Annotated in this window: 13 protein-coding genes; 4 read left to right on the top strand and 9 right to left on the bottom strand. The window is 71.3% G+C overall.

The genetic code is table 11. The features are described from left to right. Window positions 1-88: 88 nt before the first annotated feature. The 4 genes from ACZ7BZ_RS27920 to ACZ7BZ_RS27905 all read right to left on the bottom strand — a co-directional run bounded on the left by ACZ7BZ_RS27920 (window position 89) and on the right by ACZ7BZ_RS27905 (window position 5732). Window positions 89-1726, bottom strand: a complete 1638-nt coding sequence (locus ACZ7BZ_RS27920) for a serine/threonine-protein kinase (RefSeq protein WP_470360744.1) — start codon at window positions 1724-1726, stop codon at window positions 89-91. Window positions 1727-2089: 363 nt separating this feature from the next. Continuing rightward, on the bottom strand, window positions 2090-3463 hold the full coding sequence (locus ACZ7BZ_RS27915) for a flavin monoamine oxidase family protein (protein ID WP_470360743.1): 1374 nt from the start codon (window positions 3461-3463) through the stop codon (window positions 2090-2092). Between the two features lie 850 nt (window positions 3464-4313). Further along, window positions 4314-4772, bottom strand: coding sequence for a TetR/AcrR family transcriptional regulator (locus ACZ7BZ_RS27910; RefSeq protein ID WP_470360742.1), 459 nt, complete (start codon window positions 4770-4772; stop codon window positions 4314-4316). A 420-nt stretch (window positions 4773-5192) separates the two neighbouring features. Next, window positions 5193-5732 (bottom strand): TetR/AcrR family transcriptional regulator, encoded by a 540-nt coding sequence (locus tag ACZ7BZ_RS27905; RefSeq protein ID WP_470360741.1) that lies wholly within the window; start codon window positions 5730-5732, stop codon window positions 5193-5195. Between the two features lie 693 nt (window positions 5733-6425). On the opposite strand from ACZ7BZ_RS27905, the gene ACZ7BZ_RS27900 reads away from it, so the two are divergent. Together ACZ7BZ_RS27900 and ACZ7BZ_RS27895 are read left to right on the top strand one after the other, a co-directional pair. Further along, the gene (locus ACZ7BZ_RS27900) at window positions 6426-8291 is read left to right on the top strand and encodes an alpha/beta fold hydrolase (protein WP_470360740.1); all 1866 of its coding nucleotides are present in this window, start codon (window positions 6426-6428) and stop codon (window positions 8289-8291) included. Next, window positions 8284-9921 (top strand): serine hydrolase domain-containing protein, encoded by a 1638-nt coding sequence (locus ACZ7BZ_RS27895; RefSeq protein ID WP_470360739.1) that lies wholly within the window; start codon window positions 8284-8286, stop codon window positions 9919-9921. The genes ACZ7BZ_RS27900 and ACZ7BZ_RS27895 overlap by 8 nt, the downstream gene beginning before the upstream one ends. Before the next feature lie 497 nt (window positions 9922-10418). Here ACZ7BZ_RS27895 and ACZ7BZ_RS27890 read toward each other — a convergent pair whose 3' ends face one another. The 5 genes from ACZ7BZ_RS27890 to ACZ7BZ_RS27870 all read right to left on the bottom strand — a co-directional run bounded on the left by ACZ7BZ_RS27890 (window position 10419) and on the right by ACZ7BZ_RS27870 (window position 15658). Then, a complete protein-coding gene (locus ACZ7BZ_RS27890) occupies window positions 10419-12587 on the bottom strand; it encodes an MMPL family transporter (protein ID WP_470360738.1) in 2169 nt (722 codons plus the stop codon). 104 nt (window positions 12588-12691) lie between these two features. Next, complete coding sequence (locus tag ACZ7BZ_RS27885; protein WP_470360737.1) at window positions 12692-13081, bottom strand: DUF302 domain-containing protein; 390 nt, start codon at window positions 13079-13081, stop codon at window positions 12692-12694. Between the two features lie 34 nt (window positions 13082-13115). Continuing rightward, window positions 13116-13421: a rhodanese-like domain-containing protein gene (locus tag ACZ7BZ_RS27880; RefSeq protein WP_470360736.1), complete on the bottom strand. Its 306-nt coding sequence runs from the start codon at window positions 13419-13421 to the stop codon at window positions 13116-13118. Window positions 13422-13602: 181 nt separating this feature from the next. Continuing rightward, window positions 13603-13869 (bottom strand): metal-sensitive transcriptional regulator, encoded by a 267-nt coding sequence (locus tag ACZ7BZ_RS27875; protein ID WP_470360735.1) that lies wholly within the window; start codon window positions 13867-13869, stop codon window positions 13603-13605. A 406-nt stretch (window positions 13870-14275) separates the two neighbouring features. After that, window positions 14276-15658, bottom strand: a complete 1383-nt coding sequence (locus ACZ7BZ_RS27870) for an MBL fold metallo-hydrolase (RefSeq protein WP_470360734.1) — start codon at window positions 15656-15658, stop codon at window positions 14276-14278. Window positions 15659-15893: 235 nt separating this feature from the next. On the opposite strand from ACZ7BZ_RS27870, the gene ACZ7BZ_RS27865 reads away from it, so the two are divergent. Together ACZ7BZ_RS27865 and ACZ7BZ_RS27860 are read left to right on the top strand one after the other, a co-directional pair. Continuing rightward, window positions 15894-16259: a rhodanese-like domain-containing protein gene (locus ACZ7BZ_RS27865; protein ID WP_470360733.1), complete on the top strand. Its 366-nt coding sequence runs from the start codon at window positions 15894-15896 to the stop codon at window positions 16257-16259. Next, window positions 16256-17041 carry a sulfite exporter TauE/SafE family protein gene (locus ACZ7BZ_RS27860; protein ID WP_470360732.1) on the top strand — a complete coding sequence of 262 codons (786 nt, stop codon included), beginning with the start codon at window positions 16256-16258 and terminating at the stop codon, window positions 17039-17041. Before ACZ7BZ_RS27865 ends, ACZ7BZ_RS27860 begins: the two co-directional genes overlap by 4 nt. The last annotated feature ends 69 nt before the right edge of the window (window positions 17042-17110 follow it).

Genomic DNA, 17110 nt, shown 5'->3' with positions numbered 1-17110 from the left:
GCCGACAAATCCCAAACAGGACAGTCGAGACGTCAGTCAGGCGGAGGGTCAGACCCACCGGCAACATCATCACGTCACATCCTCACTGTCAGGCGTGATGGTAGGAGGTGACGGAGACCTTGACGGGGCCGTCGTTCGTGGCGGTGGTGAGGGTGCGGATGATGGCGATGTCCTGGCCGCCGCGGGCGCGGACGCAGAAGGTGCGGTCGACGCGCAGGGTAGTGAAGGGCAGGGTGGAGGTTGGCTGCATTTCGACGCCCTTGAGGCAGGCCGGAAGCGTGAGGGGGCCGGGCGGGGCGATGTAGGCGTCGCTGTCCTCGGGGATGTAGAAGGCGCCGTCCTGGCGGGCCAGGTACCAGGTGGAGGTGTCCTGGGTGACCTTTCCGGCCGTGAGGTCGAACTCGTGGTCGCGGTCGGGGGAGGTGAGTTCGAGGTCCGTGTAGACGGCGGTGTAGCCGGGGGCCGCGGACGGCGCGGTGACGGCGGAGGTGGGAGCGGTGGACGGGGAAAGGCTGCTGGTGGCGGTGTTCTGCTCGGCGGATTCGTCGAAGTATTCGGTGTAGTCGAGCAGGACGTAGGCCGCTGCGGCACCGAGGAGAAGGGTGACCGTCGTGACGAGCGCGGTACGGGCGCCCCGGCGCGCGGTGGCTGCGGCTCTACGTCTGGTCGTGGGGGCCGGTTCCGGGCGGGCGGGCTCCGGCTGCAGTCGGGTGGGTGCCGGGGCGCGAAGGACGCGTGCGGTCGGGACGTCGGCCGACTCCGGGGCCTGGTCGAGGACGGTGGCGGGCGGGGCCGGTGTGGAGGGGAGGTCCGTGTGGCGGTGGAATTCGCCACTGACCTGCGGGGGCAACCAGCCATCGGAGAAGCGGAGTTCGCCGCCGGTGGACGGGTGGTGGCGAACAGCCTCGATCAACCAGGCGGTGCCGGGCCGGTCCTCGGGATTCTTGGCCAGGCAGTACCTGACCAGGTCGTGCAGCCCGTGCGGCAGTCGGGAGAGGTCGGGTTCCTCGTGGACCGCCCGGTAGAGCGCGGTGGCCTCCGGCCCGTCCCCGAAGGGGGACACGCCGGAGCCGATGTAGGCGATCAGGGCGCCCAGAGCGAAGACGTCGGTGGCCGGGGTGACGGGCTGGCCGAGGGCCTGCTCGGGGGCCATGAAGCCGGGTGAGCCGATGCGCAGTCCGGTGCCGGTGAGCGGGCTGGCGTCGGCGGCGCGGGCGATGCCGAAGTCGATGACGCGCGGTCCGTCGGCGGCCACCAGGACGTTGCCGGGCTTGAGATCGCGGTGGACGACGCCCGCGGCGTGGATCGCCTGGAGCGCCTCGGCGATGCCGGCGAGCAGCAACAGGACCGTGCGCTCCGGCAGTGGGCCGTGGCGCTGAACGACCCGGTCGAGGGAGGGACCGGGTACGAACGTGGTCGCCAGCCACGGCGCCACGGCGTCCGTGCCCGCGTCCACGACCTGGGCGGTGTAGAGGCTGTGGATCCGGCGGGCACTGGCGACCTCCTGGGCGAAGCGGTGCCGGAACTCGAGGTCCTCCGCGAGTTCGGCCCGGACCACCTTGAGCGCGACCGGACGCCCGCCGGGCGTGTACGCGAGGTACACGCGGCCCATGCCGCCCGCGCCGAGCCGCGCGCACAGACGGTAGCCGCCGACCTCGCCGGGGTCGTCTGGAGTCAGTGCCTCGAAGGCCGAGGAGGACGGGACCCCGAAGGGCTGCGCGGTCATGGGGGCTCCCAGCAGGTCGTGCGATGGGGACGCGGTGGAACGGGCGGCAGCTCTGGCGCCCCAGGCGCACGTCGGCGTCCGGAATCGCACCGGATCATATGCGACCGCGTCCACTGTCCGAGACGGGCCCGTTCGACCGGCCGCGTGGGGTGTTGCGGCTGGTCATGCGGGCGCGTTCTCGCTACGGGCTGCCACGCCGCACGCCCCCGCCGGCGCGTTCGGGGGTACGCGCCGACGGGGGTCGGCATCCCGCGGGCGTGATCGGGCACGCGGCGGGGTCCTGGAGGACGAACACCGGCCGTGTTCCCCCGTCGGGTGTGCGGCGGGCGAACGATCGGGGGCTTCGTCGAGGGGGCGGCCGGTTCAGCCGGCGATCTCCTTGGCCGCGCGAAGACCCGACCGGTAGGCGCCGTGGACGGTGGCGTAGTCCTTGCGGTCAGTCGCCTCGCCGGCGAAGTGCACCCGGCCGTCCACGGCGGCCGCGAGCTGGTTGCGCATGTCGGACGTGGCACCGAGCTTGGTGAAGGAGTAGGAGCCGCACGCGTACGGGTCGGAGGCCCAGCGGGTGATCTGGTAGTCCGTCGGCTGGGGGATGTTGCCGCCGTAGATGGTCTTCAGGGTGCCCCAGGCACTGTCCACGATCTGGGCATCGCTCCAGCCCTCGATGGTGCGGCCGAAGTCGGCGGCGTTGAAGCCGAGCAGCACCGGCTGGCCGGTGGGGCGGGCGACGTTGATCCACTGCGCCCACTGGCCGTACCTGTTCAGGTCCGGCACGTACTCCAGCCAGTCGGTGTCCGCCCAGAACACCTTGGGGAAGCGCAGGTAGCACTTGTTGAGCACACCCGTGCCAAGCTTGCCGATGGCAGTGGTCTTGGCCTGGGGCAGACCGGGGCCGAACTTCACCGCCCCGCTCTGCAGAACGCCCAGCGGCAGCGTGACCACCACGTGGTCGGCCTGGAAGGTGCCCTTGTCGGTGGTGACCGTCACGCCCCCGGAGTTCCAGTCGATCTGCTTGACGACCTGCCCTGTCTGCACCGACAGGCCCTTGGCGAGGTAGTCGGTGATGGCGCCGTAGCCGCCCGGGAACAGGACGTCCTTTCCCTTGATCTTGGCGTCGTCGTCGAAGTACAGGGCCGACATCTGGTCGACGCTGCCCGAGTACTCGTGCTCGTAGTCGTTCAGCGCGTAGGAGACCAGGGCCTTGTCGCCGTCCGACAGTTTGGACCAGCCCAGCGCGTTCTGGACGACGGTTCGGATCGAGGCGTCGTCGTCGTCCTTCTTCTGGAACGACGACAGCGCGTTGGCCGTGGCCTTCCGCCAGCGATCGAGAGCCTGGGCCTGGGCGCCCTCGATCTCGTGACCGGTGGCGAGGTAGTCGGTGACGCTTTCGAGGTCGGTCACCACGGTCTTCGCGCCGGCCTTCCCGGCCAGATCCGTGATCGGGTTCCCGTCGATGCCGTGGATCCACGACGCGCCGAGGTCGAGCGGCACCCCGGACCACTTCTGGCTGGTCCAGATGCGCCCGCCGATCCGGTCGCGCGCTTCGAGCACCGACACTTCGTGCCCCTTGTCGGCCAGGTACCGGGCGGCGCCCAGGCCACTGATCCCCGCGCCGACGACGATCACCTTCTTGCGCCCGGACGCACCCGGTACGCCGTTCTCGTCGCCGCTGTCCCCGTTGCCGTCGCAGGCAGACAGGGAGGCGAGAAGGGCGAGACTGGGCAATCCCAGGCCCACGCTCCGCAGGAAATGCCGGCGATGCATCGTCATAGCTGTTGACCGATCTACTTTCTGACACGGGCCGATACGAGGGTGTCGCCGAACGCTCCGTCGCGTTCGCCGGGCCGCCCGTGAGCGAGGAAGCCGCGCAGGCTTCACAGGGGTACCCCGTCTTGCCGGGGACGGCCTCCCGCACCGTGGCGGGCATCGGCTCGCCGGCCCACCGGCGTACGCCACATGGGATGCGACCAGCAACAACCCGCCCCGCCAGTCGAGCGAGGCCGATGCAACAGAGAATACTTTGAAACAGCAATGTGTCAACAGAGGCATTGAGAGCTACATGCGACGATGCTCGGCGACGCAGCAGAACTACCGGAGCCGCCCGTCCTGGTCCTCACCAGGAAGCCCGGTGGTGTCACGTGTCCGGGCCTCCCAGCGGGAGGCGGGCGTGACGGCGAAACCGCCATCCGGGGTGGGGCGGTGGCGAGGGTACCGCCGAGGTCGTCGGCGCGGGTGCGCAAGCCGCCGAGGCGGTGGCCGCCGGGGGGCAGGTGGGTCTCATGGCTGCCGCCGCCGAGGGAGTTGACCACGGCGAGGCGCAGGTCGTCCCGGTAGATCTCGACACTGGCGGTCACCTCAGTGGCCGGGGCGCGCTTGTGGGCGTTGGTGAGTGCTTCCTGGACGATGCGGTTAGCGGCGTACTGGATGGCAGGGCTCGGTGCGGGCTGCCCGGAGGGTGACCCGGCGAGGATGAGGTCGACTGCGAGGCCGGCCTGCCGGGATTCGTCGACCAGGGCGGGCGGGCCGCGCAGCGAGGGAACCTGGTCGGGGGCTGGGGTGAGGGCGCCGAGCAGTCCGCGCAGCTCGGTCAGTGCTTGGAGGCCGAGGCCAGCCAGGTGGCCGACATGTCCTTGCGTAACAGGTCGGTGCTCTGGCCGCGTTCGAAGAACTCGACGGTGCGGTCCAAGATCGCGTCAGCCCGGGTTCCGACCTCGGGCACGCCCAGGGCATCTGGCCGGGCGTAGACGAGGTTCCACAGCTGGGCGAACGACGGGTACTCAGTGGCCATCGCCGTCAGCACCTGCCGCACGGGGGCGGTGTCGGCCTCGGCTCGGGACAGCGCCCGGTCGCAGTCGTTGAGGATCTTCTCCGTCATTGCCCGGACCAGGTGTCGGCGGGTGGGGAACAGGCGCACCAGGGTCGCCCGGCTGATGCCCGCCCGCTCGGCAACGACCTGCATGGACGCCGCCCGGTTCTTGGCAAGGAGCGGGATCGCCGAGTCCAGCACTTCCGCCGCGTCGGTACGCATCGCCGCGCTCGCCTCCATGCCGCCACGCCTAAATTGACACAATGATGCCTCAAAATATTCTCTGATGTGTCCGCTTTATCGCATCGAGACGGTGCCTGCGATCGCCACCCCGCGGGTGACCGGCGCTCCGCCGGGACCAGACCCGCACCCAGACCGCCGCAGTACCGGCATTCGCGGGCGTGCCGGGCCAGCCGCTTGCGCCACAACGCGCCCGGGCGACCGTCCCAGGGCTGCATGAGCCGGGCCAGTTCGCCGCAGCGGGGTTCACTTGCGCGACGGGTGCTCATGCGAACCGGCTCATTGAGCCGGTTCGCAAGCATGAGGCAGCTCCACCACCGGTGCCGGTCGGCGACCCCGGACCACCGCAGGCGTGACCGGCTGCACTGCGCCACGCACTCGGGGGCCGGGAGCGCCGTCCATTCCGGGCGCCGGGCGCGGTCAGGCTGCCGCGCCGTGGAGCAGAATCGCCGTGATGAAGTCGGGGGCCTGGCGGGTGCCCATGGAGCCTTCGAGGGTCAGCTCCCACGCGGTCTCAGAGAGACCGCAGAAGGTCGAGGCCAGCCAGGTGGCCGGCATGTCGTTGCGCAGCAGTCCGGCGCTCTGGCCGCGTTTGAAGAATTCGACGGTCCGGTCGAAGATCGCGTCCGCGCGCTCGCTGGCCTCGGGTACGCCCAGGACGTCGGGTTCGACGTAGACGAGGTTCCACAGCTGGGCGAACGGCGGGTACTCGGCGACCAGTGCGGCGAGCACCTGCTGCACAGGGGCGGTGTCGGCCTCGGCGCGGGCCAGGGCCCGGTCGCAGTCGTCGAGGATCTTCGCGGCCATGGCCTGGACCAAGTGCTGGCGAGTGGGGAACAGACGGACCAGGGTCGCCCGGCTGATGCCCGCGCGCTTGGCGATGACCTGCATGGACGCCGCCCGGTCCTTGGCCAGGACCGGGATCGCCGAGTCCAGGACCTCTGTCGCGTCGGTGCGCATCGCCGAGCCAGCTCCCTACGCCTCTGTTGATACATTGATGCCTCAATGTATTCTCTGCAGTCTCAGCCTCATTGTACTGAAGAGAGGGGTTGTCCGTTCCCCGCGGCCTGACCTACTCCTGGTGATGCGCGTCCCTTTCGCGTCCGCACCGCGTCCGCCGTGGAACCACCCGGCGCCTGACTGGAGCAGTGCCGGTCCGGGCCGCCGTCATTCCCTCAGGACAGCCGGAGTCGGGGCGGACGGACCGGGAACGCGGCCATGTGCGTCTTCTCGCTGGGGCGGAGGGCCGGCGGGCCCCACCGCGGCAGGTGGCCGGCGGCGGCGAGGGGGGCGTCACCCGTTCGCGGCGGTGCTCCTCGTCGCCGCCTCGGCGGCGGTTGCCGGGTCGCCGGTGCGCGCTCGGACACCGCCATCGGCCAGTGGGTCGCGAACGCCCCGCAGCACATCCCGGTCCCGTCCCGATCCCCGTGTTTCGAAGCGGGCATCAGTGCTTCTCGGCCCAGGCCTCTCCACGGCACGGAACGGCTGCTCACCGGCCGCGCACATCGGCGGGCGCGTGCACGACCCGACTGGGCCCTGCTGCGGTGCGGGGCACGAATCGACTTCGCAGTATGGCGTCTAACGACCCTCATCATGTGTGACGAGTCGAGCGGAGCCGACGCGTAGCCACCGGCACCGCCTCGGAAGGACGACATGCCCATACGCAATCGCGGCACAGCTGCCGCAGCCGCCATGTTCCTGGCCGGTTTGACAGTGCTGAGCGTGGCACCGGCCCACGGCACGTCCGGCCTGGGCACCACCCGCCAGAAGCCGACGGCGAGGGAGGGTGCCTCCCCACTCGTGAGCCGTCCGCAGTCCGGCCTGTCGCCGGGACGGCCGGCCGGAGGGTCCGGGCCCGAAGACGCGATGGCCGGCACCTACACCGTCGCCCCGGGTAACACGTTGTGGGACATAGCCCAGCAGGCCCTCGGCGACGCCATGCGGTGGGACAGCCTCTACGACCTCAACCGGCAGACCATCGAGCACGAGGCCCGTCGGCACGGATACCCCGCCAGCGACCGGGGCCACTGGATCTTCCCGGGCACGGCGCTCACTCTGTCTCAGCCCCCGGTTGCGCGAACGCAGCCGTCATCGCGGTTCGTGACCGCTCCCTGCCCGACCACCTACGGAGAGCTGGAGGACACCCGCTGCGGCTTCCTCGTCGTTCCGGAGAACCGGGCGCACCCGTCACCGCGGACCCTTCGCCTGGCCGTTGCGCTCGTCCGCTCGTCATCCCCGACGCCGCACTCCGATCCGATCGTGTTCTTCACCGGGGGGCCCGGCGCGGACGCCCTGGGAGACATCTCGGGACTGGTCGAGGCAGGACTGAACCGCGACCGTGATCTGATCGTCCTGTCCCAGCGCGGGACGTACTCGTCCGAGCAGCCGCTGACATGTCCGGAGATCGACCAGTTCTACGGGGAGCGTGTCCACCTCCTCTACGACGCGCCTTCCACCGGAGACCGGTACGCCCGGGCGGCGGCCCGGTGCCGTGACCGCCTGACGGCCCAGGGGATCGATCCGGCTGCCTACAACACCAGCGAGAACGCCGCGGACGCGGCGGATCTGCGCAAGGCCCTGGGAATCCAGGAGTGGAACGTCCTCTCGCATTCCTACGGGACGCAACTGGCGCTGACCTACATGCGGACGTTCCCCGAAGGCGTCCGCTCCGTGACGGTCGACGGCGTCGTACCGCCGTCCGTGGCGACGCCCGGGTGGACGTGGAGCAGCATGAGGGAGTCGTTCGACAATATCGTGAGCGCTTGCGCGGCGCAGCCCTCCTGCCGACAGCGTTACCCGGACATCGGTGCCACTTTCCTGCGCATGGTGCGTCAGCTGGAGGCTGATCCGGTCACCACCCACGTGACGGTGCCGCAGGTCGGACGGGTGGAGGTGGTCCTCGACGGCGGGGCGCTGCTGAACTGGCTGGTGCGTGCCAGTCACGCTCCCGAGACCTTCGCGGTGGGCGTGGACGAGCTGGCCCACGGTCACCCCGAGCGCATCGCGGGGCAGTGGGCGGGCGCCTGGCTTCCCGGCTCTCAGGGGATGTTCGCTCACGGGTTGTCGCTGAGCGTGTGGTGCAGCGAGTGGGTTCCGTTCGAGACGCCCGAGGAGCAGCTCGCCAAGGGTCAGCAGGCCTTTCCCGAGCTCCCCCGCTCGGTTCTGGCCCAGGCGCCTCAGCTGCCGTTCCTGCGCCAGGCGTGTCGGGCCTGGAACGTGCCGAAGGCACCCGACTCCGTGCGCGAGGTCACTAGGAGCAGCATCCCCACGCTTGCCGTCTCCGGGAGCTTCGACGCGCAGACCGGGGCGCAGTGGGGGTCCTACGTGGCCCGGACGCTCTCCCGCTCCAAGGTGGTGGCGCTGCCCGGTGTCGCCCACGGGACGTATGCCACTCCGTGCGGGGCGAAGGTGATCACCTCCTTCTTCGACGACCCTGAGCATCCCGACACCCGATGCGTGAATTCGGTGGAGCCGGCGCCGTTCGTCATCGGCAGTGAGGGAGCCGGTACCGGTGAATGAGGATCTGCTATCGGCCGGCCTCGGCACGGTGCGTCCTGCGGTGTCCTCTGGGTGTCCCGAGCCCCCGAGGTGGTCCCGCCGTGGCTTTCTGAGTACGGCGGCAGCGGCCGGCTGCGCGGCCGTCTCTCTGGGAACGGCAGCGCCGGCGGCCGGGTCCCCGCGATCCGCTGTCCGGGGAGGCGGCACGGGCGGCACCGGGAACTCGCTGTTCAACGCCCTCGACGCCAAGATCGAGGAGGGCATGCGAGCGTACGCGATTCCCGGTGCGGCGGTGGGTGTGTTCCTGGACGGCCAGGAGTACGTCAAAGGGTATGGGGTCACCAATGTCGACCATCCGGTTCCGGTCGACGGTGACACCGTCTTCCGGGTCGGTTCGACCACCAAGACCTTCACCGGTACGACGGTGATGCGGCTGGTCGAGCGGGGCGAGGTCGAGCTGGACGCCCCGGTGCGCCGTTACCTCCCCGACTTCGCGGTGGCCGACCCGTTCGCGTCGGCGCAGGTCACCGTGCGGCAGTTGCTCAACCACAGTGCCGGGTGGCTCGGCGACGACTACCAGGACTTCGGCGGTGGCGACGACGCGCTGGCCCGCTTCGTTGCGTCCATGGCGCGGCTTCCCCAACTCACAGCACCCGGAGAGGTGTTCGCCTACAACAACGCGGCACTGTGTGTGGCCGGCCGGATCATCGAGGTGGTGACGGGCACGACCTACGAGGCGGCGGTGCGCGAACTGGTCATCGATCCGCTCGAGCTGGGCCACAGCCGCTTCTCCAGCGACGAGATCGTGGGCTTCAACGTCGCGGCGTCCCACGACGTCGTCGACGGCAAAGCCGTGCTGGAGCCGTCCTTCTGGCCGCAGCCACGCTGCCTCGCGCCGACCGGCGGACTGATCTCCAGTGTGCGCGACCAGCTGAGCTGGGCCCGCTTCCACCTCGGCGACGGCGCAGCCCCCGGCGGCACACGCCTGTTGGGCGAGCAATCGCTGGAACGGATGCGCTCCGCGCCCGGGCCCGGCGGCACGCTGGTCGTGGAACTCGACGGCATGGGAGTCACCTGGATGCTGCGCCCGACCTCCCAGGGGAGACGGATCGTGCAGCACGGCGGGACCTGGCCGGGTCAGATCTCTGGCTTCCTGATGGTTCCCAGCAGCGGCTTCGCACTGACGCTGCTGACCAACTCGGAAGGCGGCAAGCGGCTCAGGGACGAGCTGTTCACCGACGACTGGGCCGTCAGCCGGTACGCCGGTGTGACCAACCTGCCGGCCACGACCAAGGCCTTGAGCGGCCAGGAGCTCGCGCCCTACGAGGGCCGCTACATGGCCCAGCGGATCAACGAGGAGGGCGCCGTAGAGGATACGGTCATCGAACTGACCCGTCAGAACGGACAGCTGCACGGTACCCAGACGGCCCATGACCCGGCCGGCCGGGACGAAGCCGCCCTGGAAGAAGAGGACTCGGTCCAGGACCAGACCACCGAGATGAAAGTCGCCTTCTACCGGCGGGACTTCGCACTCGACCTCGACCCCGAGGGCAGACCGGTCGGCACCCGCACCGACTTCGTACCCGGACCCGATGGGAAGGTGCTCTGGTGGCGCAACCACGGCCGACTGCACCGCCACCAGACACAGTGACCGGGCACAGGGGGAGCCGAACGGTGCACCCGGAGCGCGGACGCCCGCGTGGCCGGGAGCGGAGATGAGCACGGGCTTGCCGCCGTAGAACTCGTCCCGTTGCAGGGAGTCGTTGCGGCGCCCCCGGCGTGGCTCTGCTCGCCGTCGGCCCTCGCCGGTGAAGTACTCGGTGAGAAGGCCCTGGTAGGGCTTGCTCCGGACTCGGCTTCGCCGCCACCCTCGGCGCGGCCGCCCTACTTCTCCAGCACGCTGTGGACAAGCCGGGCGTCAACTTCACGCTGCCCCTGCCGTGCCCGTCAGCGCTGACGACAAGCTCGGGGCGAGACCAGGTGGTGTGCACAGGCGGCGCCAGGCGGTTCCGCCCAGATGCTCCGTCCATACGCCCGTTGCCCGCAGCCCGTGCGTCGACAGGCCGACGAGCCCACCTGACGAGACGGCAGGACCGCCGGTGGCGGAGGCGCCGAACCGCGCTCCCGCCACCGGCTTCGGAGTCCAGGTCAGCCGTGGGAGAAGGTGACCTTCGGCAGGACCCGGTCGAGCCATCGAGGGGTGTGCCAGGCGGCCCGGCCGGTCAGCCGGAGGATCACCGGGAGCAGGACGAGGCGGACCAGCGCCGCGTCGAGGAGGACGGCGACGCCCAGGACGATGCCCATCTCCTTGGGCGGCAGCGGTCCGGAGATCGCGAAGGTGAAGAAGACCGCGACCATGACGCCGGCGGCCGCGAAGATCACCCGGCCGGAGTGGGCGAGGGCGCCGACCATGGCCTCCTTGGCGTCGCCGCTGCGCTCGTAGTGCTCCTTGGCGGAGGCGAGCAGGAAGACGGTGTAGTCCATCGCGATGGCGAAGATCATCGCGAAGAAGAACACCGGCGCCCACCCGTCCAGGAAGCCCTGTGGCTTGAACCCGAGCAGGCCAGCGCCGTGGCCGTCCTGGAAGACCAGCCGGGCGACGCCGAACGCGGCTCCGGTGGAGAGCAGGCTGGCGGCGGTGCCGAGTGCGGAGATCAGTGGCGCGCGCAGGGCGATCAGCAGCAGCAGGAAGCCCAGGCCCATGACCACGCCGATGACCAGCGGGGTCTTCTGGGTGAGCAGGTGCTGGAGGTCGAGGTTCTCGACCGCCGCGCCGCCGACGAGGGTGTCGTGCGGGAGTTCGGCGCGCAGAGCGTCAACGGTGGAGCCGAGCTGCGGGCTGGACGGGTCGACGGTGGGAACGGCCTGGATCATCGCCCAGCCGGAGCCGTCGGCGGCGCTCTGGGCGGGCATGACGCCGGCGACGCCGGGGGTGTGGGCGATCTGCTCGCCGACCGAGGCGGCCTGGCCGGTGGGGGTGATGATCTGCAGGGTGCCGGGGGCGCCGGGGCCGAAGGCCTGCTGGACGGCGGTGTAGCCGGCGCGGGCGCTGTCGTGGGCGGGGATGACGGTGATGGACGGCATCGCGGTGCGCAGGCCGACGACCGGTGCGGCGAGCGCGATCAGCGCGGCCAGCGCCAGGGCGCCGTAGCGGACGGGGTGCTTCCACAGGCGTTCGCCCCAGGCGGCGAAGCGCGGGGAGCGGTGTTCGCCGGTCTTCACCCAGGGCAGGGCGAGGGCGTCGACGCGGTGGCCGAGCTTGCCGAGGACGGCGGGCAGCAGGGTGAGGGTGGCGGCCAGGACGAACAGGACGGCGAGCATGATGCCACCGGCCATCGAGCGGAACGCCGGGGACGGGACCAGCATCACGGCGGACAGGCTGACCAGCACGGTCGCCCCGGACAGCAGCACGGCCTTGCCTGCGGTGTCCATCGTCTCCGCGACCGCCTCGGCACTGGACAGTGAGCGTCCCATGCGGGCGCTGCGGAAGCGGACCACCAGGAAGAGGGCGTAGTCGATGCCCAGGGCGAGGGCGAACATCATGGCGAAGTTCATCGCCCAGATCGAGACCGGGAACAGGTGGCTGATCAGAACGAGCGATCCGGCGGAGGCGGCGAGCCCGGCCATGGTGAGCAGCAGCGGCAGTCCGGCGGCGACCAGCGAGCCGAAGGCCAGGACCAGGATGGCCAGGGTGACCGGCCAGGACATGATCTCGGACTTCATCATGGCGTCGTGGTTGGCCTTGTTGAAGTCGCTCCACAGCACGGAGGCGCCGGTGGCGTGCACGCTGACACCGTCGGTGGACAGGGCGTTCAGCGGGCCCTTGAGGTCGTCGGCGGCGCGGACCATGTCGTCGGGGTTGGCCTTGGCGCCGGCGAGCAGGATGGCGGTGCGGCCGTCCTGGCTGATGGTGGCGCCGGGCTGGGGCGGGACGACGGTGGAGATCCGGGGGTCGGCGGCGGCGACGGCTTCGGCCTTGCCGATGACCTGCTGGACAACGGGGTCGGTCACCGGCCGGTCGGCGGCGACGACGATCTGCAGGGCGGAGGAGGCGTTGCCCGCGAAGTGCTGTTCCGCCAGTTGGCGGACCTTGACCGACTCGGAGCCGTTGGCCTGCCATCCGGCGCCGGACAGGGCGCTGGTGACCTGCGGGGCGAACGCGCCGAGCGCGACCACGACCAGCAGCCATCCCATGAGTACGGCCTTGAAGTGGCCGGCCGACCAGGCGCCGAGGCGACCCAGGAGGCCGGCACGGCCCGGCGGCCCGGGCGGCGCCGGGGTGGGGGGCTTGACGAGGGAGGTGTCCGGGTGAGGCACGGGGGTGCTCCGTTCCGAGGGCGGCCCAGAGGGCTCGCAATACGGGTGGGGGTATATGGAAATCCGGGAAAAAGGGCCCGCGGGAGCGGGCCCGGGATGGGCGGTCAGCCGGCGAGGACGTCCAGCGCGGCGCGCAGCCGACCGGCGGCCTCGTTGGCCACGGCTTCGAGCGCCGGCTGCTCGGCGACCCGCACCATCAGTTGCGGGTCCATCACCTCGACGACGGAGTGCCCGTCGGCCGCACGCACCACCACATTGCACGGCAGCAGCAGCCCGATGCGCCGGTCGACCTGGAGGGCGCGGTGGGCCAGCGCCGGATTGCAGGCCCCGAGGATGACGTACTCCTCGATCTCCTCGCCGAGCTTGGCCCGCAGGGTGGCCTGGACGTCGATCTCGGTGAGGATGCCGAAGCCCTGCTCGGCGAGCGCGGCACGTACGCGCTCGACCGCTTCGTCGAAGGGCAGGTCGAGGGTGAGGGGAATGCCGTAGTCCATGGGGTGCTCCAATCGTGGCGTGAGGTCAGGGGGATCAGGTGGCGAGATCGCGGCCGGAGAGCGACCACCCTGCGGTCCCGCCCAGGACGGAGGCGGCGTCGAACCCGGCGCGGCCCAGCAGTTCGGCTCCGATCCGGCTCCGGCTGCCGGAAGCGCAGATCACCATGACGGCGCGGTCGCGAGGCAGCTCGGCGAGGCTTCCCGCGAGCATCCCCAGCGGGACCCAGCGGGCGCCGGGCACATGCCCCGCGGCGAACTCGAAGGCCTCGCGCACGTCGAGCACCAGTGCGCCCCGCGCCCGTGCGGCGGCGAACGCCTCGATGTCGACTTCCCGGACCATGATCCACCTCTCTGCATACCCCCAAGGGTATGCAACAGAGTACGTCAATACCGAAAGGGCGAGCTGCATTCCGCCGCGGGCCCTTGGGTGCGTCGCATGCCCTTACATTGCAGCCCGCCCGCGAGCAGGCCAGTGGGACCTGGGACCCGCCGCACGGCGCCGCCGATGGGCGGGCGGAACGTCACGCCAGGGCGAGGAAGAGCTTTTCGAGTTCGGCCTCGCTCATCGGGGGCGTGTCGCCGTCCACAGCGGCCATGCACTGCCGCATGCCACTGGCCACGATCTTGAATCCGGCCCGGTCGAGGGCGCGGGAGACGGCGGCCAACTGAGTCACGATGTCCTTGCACTCGCGCCCGGCCTCGATCATCGCGATGACGCCGGCGAGCTGACCCTGCGCGCGGCGAAGGCGGTTGAGGACCGCGCCGACCGCGTCGTCGTCGACCTGCATGTGCGCACCTCCAGAGTGTCGTTCTCCCCCCAGTTTACCCGGTGGGGTATAGGAACCGGGCGACCGCGTTCTTGCGCAGGCTGCCTCGGATGCCATCAATTGCTCCACGGGCGTGGGTGCCGCGGCGCGACCTCCGGCGGTGAGCAGGTGCCGGCCGTTTGCGGTCGCGGCCCAGCCACGGGGGCCGGCACGGAGGACCTCGACCACCCCCTGGGCGGCCATGGGTGACGACTCACCCTCGGCCCGGGCCGCCTGGTCGAGCAGGCGCTGGGCGAGTTCACGCGCCTCGGCCGGACCGAGTCCGGCACGGACGCTGGAGGTTGCGCCGGTCTCGGGCCCGACATCCAGGGCGACCCGGCCGATCCGGAGGGAGCGGTGGGCATTCCCTCCGGACCAGGGACCGGGTTCAGCCGGCGGGCCGGCGGGCGGCTGCCCACGCCGCGTAGCCTCCGAGCAGGTCGGACACGTCGCCGTAGCCGCGGTGGCGCAGCAGGCTGGCGGCGATGGAGGAGCGGTGGCCGCCGGCGCAGTGCAGGACGAGCGGGCGGTCTGCTGGGATCTCGTCCAGGCGGCCGGGCAGTTCGTTGAGGGCGATGTGCACGGAGCCCTCGACGGCCCCTTCGGCGCGCTCGCCGCAGGTGCGGACGTCGATGACGAGCGGCGGCAGGTCGGCGGCGAGGGCGGCGCGCAGTTGTTCGACGGTGAGGCGGCTGGCGGGGGTGAGGTCGTCGGTGAACGCGGCGAGGACGCTCTCCGCGTCGGCGAGGTGGCCGGCGGTGCGGTCGAAGCCGATGCGGGCGAGGCGGGTCACCACCTCCTGCTCCTGTCCGTCCGGTGCCACGACGAGGATCTCGGCGTCCGGCGCCAGGACGGCGCCGGCCTGTTCGGCGAAGCGGCCGTCGGCGGGGACGTTGATGGAGCCGCGCAGGTGTCCGGCGGCGAACTCCTGCGGACTGCGGGCGTCGACGACGACCGCTCCGGCTGCGCGGTGGGCGCGGAACTCCTCTTCGGTGAGCGGACGGTGGGCCTGCGCGGTGTCGTAGAGGGCGCGGTCCTGGCGGTTGAGGGTGGCGTCGTAGCCGAAGTAGCCGGGTGCGGTGGACTGGCCGGCGGTGACGATGGCGACGAAGTCGTCCTCGCTCATCGGTGCGCAGGCGTAGTTGGTGGCGCGCTGTGCACCGATGGTGGACTGCCGCTCGGTGGAGAGGTTCTTGCCGCAGGAGGAGCCGGCACCGTGCGCGGGGAAGACGCGGACCTCGTTCGGCAGCGACATCAGCTTGTGCTGGACACTGTGGTGGAGCATCCGGCCGAGCTCCTCGGCCGTCACGCCGACGGAGGCCAGCAGGTCGGGGCGGCCGACGTCGCCGATGAACAGGGCGTCACCGGTTAGGACGCCGTAGGGCACGGCGTCCTCGGTGCGCTCGTACACGAGGACGCTGATCGACTCGGGGGTGTGGCCGGGGGTCTCCATGATCTGCAGGGTGACCTCGCCCAGGCTGATCCGCTCGCCGTCGGCGAGGTGGCGGATCGGGTACTCGGTCTCCGCGCGCTGCCCGTAGCCGATCCAGGCGCCGGTGCGGGCCGCCAGTTCCAGGTGGCCGGCCAGGAAGTCGGCGTGGAAGTGGGTGTTGATCACGGCCTCGATCGTGAAGCCGTGCCCCTCGGCGTCCGCGACGTACTCGTCGATGTCGCGCCGCGGGTCGACCACCACCGCGCGGCCGGTGGTCTCGTCGGCGATCAGGTACGAGGCCTGGGAGAGGCAGTCGAGGTAGTACTGGGCGAAGAACACGTGGATCGCTCCTGTTCCTGAGGCATGGCAGCTCGGGCCGAGGCGGCCGAATCGAGCCGCCCGTGTGAGCCGGAAAAATACGGGGTGGGGTATCCCTTGCTCTCAAAGATACCCCCATGGGTATTATCGAAAGCAAGGGGCGCCGTTCACGGGCCGCCGTTCGCCACCGCCAGGGCGTCACCGGCGCCGGTGCGCCGCTTCCACCGACTCGCAACACACCCATCGGAGGCCAGCCATGTTCTCGACCCACCAGTCACCCGCCCCGCCGCAGGCCACCCCGGCCGAGGCCGAGCGGATGGTCTCGACCGGCCGGGCGGTCCTCGTCGACGTCCGCGAGCAGGAGGAGTACGCCGCCGGCCGATCGCCCTCCGCACTCTGGGTGCCGCTCGGCGTCCTCGACGCCGGTGGCGATCTGCCGCCCGACACTGCGGGACGGACGGTGCTGGCGATCTGCCGCTCGGGCAACCGCTCGCAGTACGCCGTCGCCCTGCTCACGGCGCGCGGCGTCACCGCCGTCAACGTGGCAGGCGGGATGAGGGCGTGGGCCGACGCCGGGCTCCCCGTCGTCACCGCACACGGCACCGGCGGTCAGGTCATATGACCGCGCTCGTTCTCGCCCTGATCGCCGGTGCCGTCGTGGGCCTGGCCCTCGGCGGCCTCGGCGGAGGCGGCAGCATGCTCGCCGTCCCCGCCCTGATCTACCTGCTCGGCTTCTCCCCCGCCCACGCCGGCACCGCCAGCCTCCTCATCGTCGCCGCCACCTCGCTCACCGGACTCCTCGCCCACGCCAGGGCAGGCCGCGTGCGCTGGCGTACCGGCCTGCTGTTCGCCGCGGCCGGCCTTCCCCTGGCCGCCGCCACGGGGGCGCTGTCCGCCCACCTGCCCGCCACCCTGCTCACCGTCGCGTTCGCGGTGCTGGCATCGTTCGCCGCCTGGCGCATGCTCGCCTCCGCCCGCAAGCCCAAGGACGCCGCCCGGCACCGCCCCGACACCGCGGAGCCCGACCGACCCGCCGAGAGCCGCCCCGCACGCTCCGCGGCCGCCGGCGCCGGCCTCGGGGCGGTCACCGGCCTGCTGGGCGTGGGCGGCGGCTTCCTCGCCGTCCCCGCCCTCGTCTCCGTCCTCGCCTTCACCATGGCCGAAGCCGTCGGCACCAGCCTGCTGGTCATCAGCGCCAACTCCCTGGCCGCCCTGGTCCCACGCATCGGCACGACCGGCTCGCTCGACTGGGCCGTGATCGCCCCGTTCACCGCCGCCGCCATCCTCGGCGCCTGGGACGGCAAACGCCTGGCCGACCGCTTCAGCGGCCGCACCCTCCAGACCGCCTTCGCCCTCGCGCTGCTCGCGGTCGCCGCACTGATGATCACCGACGCGCTCCACTAACCCCCCAGACCCCACTCCCGGACGCCGGCACCCGCCGACGCCCCCGCTCCCCCACCGGAAGGACCCCAC

The organism is Kitasatospora sp. NPDC036934, from assembly GCF_055608425.1.
Note: the sequence above shows the minus strand (reverse complement) of the source record. Positions and strands in the feature narration are given on the sequence as shown.

Coding starts and splice junctions, on each gene's coding strand:
- ACZ7BZ_RS27905 (WP_470360741.1), bottom strand. CDS start 5,732: ATGCGCACCGACGCGACAGAGGTCCTGGACTCGGCGATCCCGGTCCTG.
- ACZ7BZ_RS27860 (WP_470360732.1), top strand. CDS start 16,256: ATGACCGCGCTCGTTCTCGCCCTGATCGCCGGTGCCGTCGTGGGCCTG.
- ACZ7BZ_RS27865 (WP_470360733.1), top strand. CDS start 15,894: ATGTTCTCGACCCACCAGTCACCCGCCCCGCCGCAGGCCACCCCGGCC.
- ACZ7BZ_RS27920 (WP_470360744.1), bottom strand. CDS start 1,726: ATGACCGCGCAGCCCTTCGGGGTCCCGTCCTCCTCGGCCTTCGAGGCA.
- ACZ7BZ_RS27900 (WP_470360740.1), top strand. CDS start 6,426: ATGCCCATACGCAATCGCGGCACAGCTGCCGCAGCCGCCATGTTCCTG.
- ACZ7BZ_RS27880 (WP_470360736.1), bottom strand. CDS start 13,421: ATGGTCCGGGAAGTCGACATCGAGGCGTTCGCCGCCGCACGGGCGCGG.
- ACZ7BZ_RS27875 (WP_470360735.1), bottom strand. CDS start 13,869: ATGCAGGTCGACGACGACGCGGTCGGCGCGGTCCTCAACCGCCTTCGC.
- ACZ7BZ_RS27910 (WP_470360742.1), bottom strand. CDS start 4,772: ATGGAGGCGAGCGCGGCGATGCGTACCGACGCGGCGGAAGTGCTGGAC.
- ACZ7BZ_RS27885 (WP_470360737.1), bottom strand. CDS start 13,081: ATGGACTACGGCATTCCCCTCACCCTCGACCTGCCCTTCGACGAAGCG.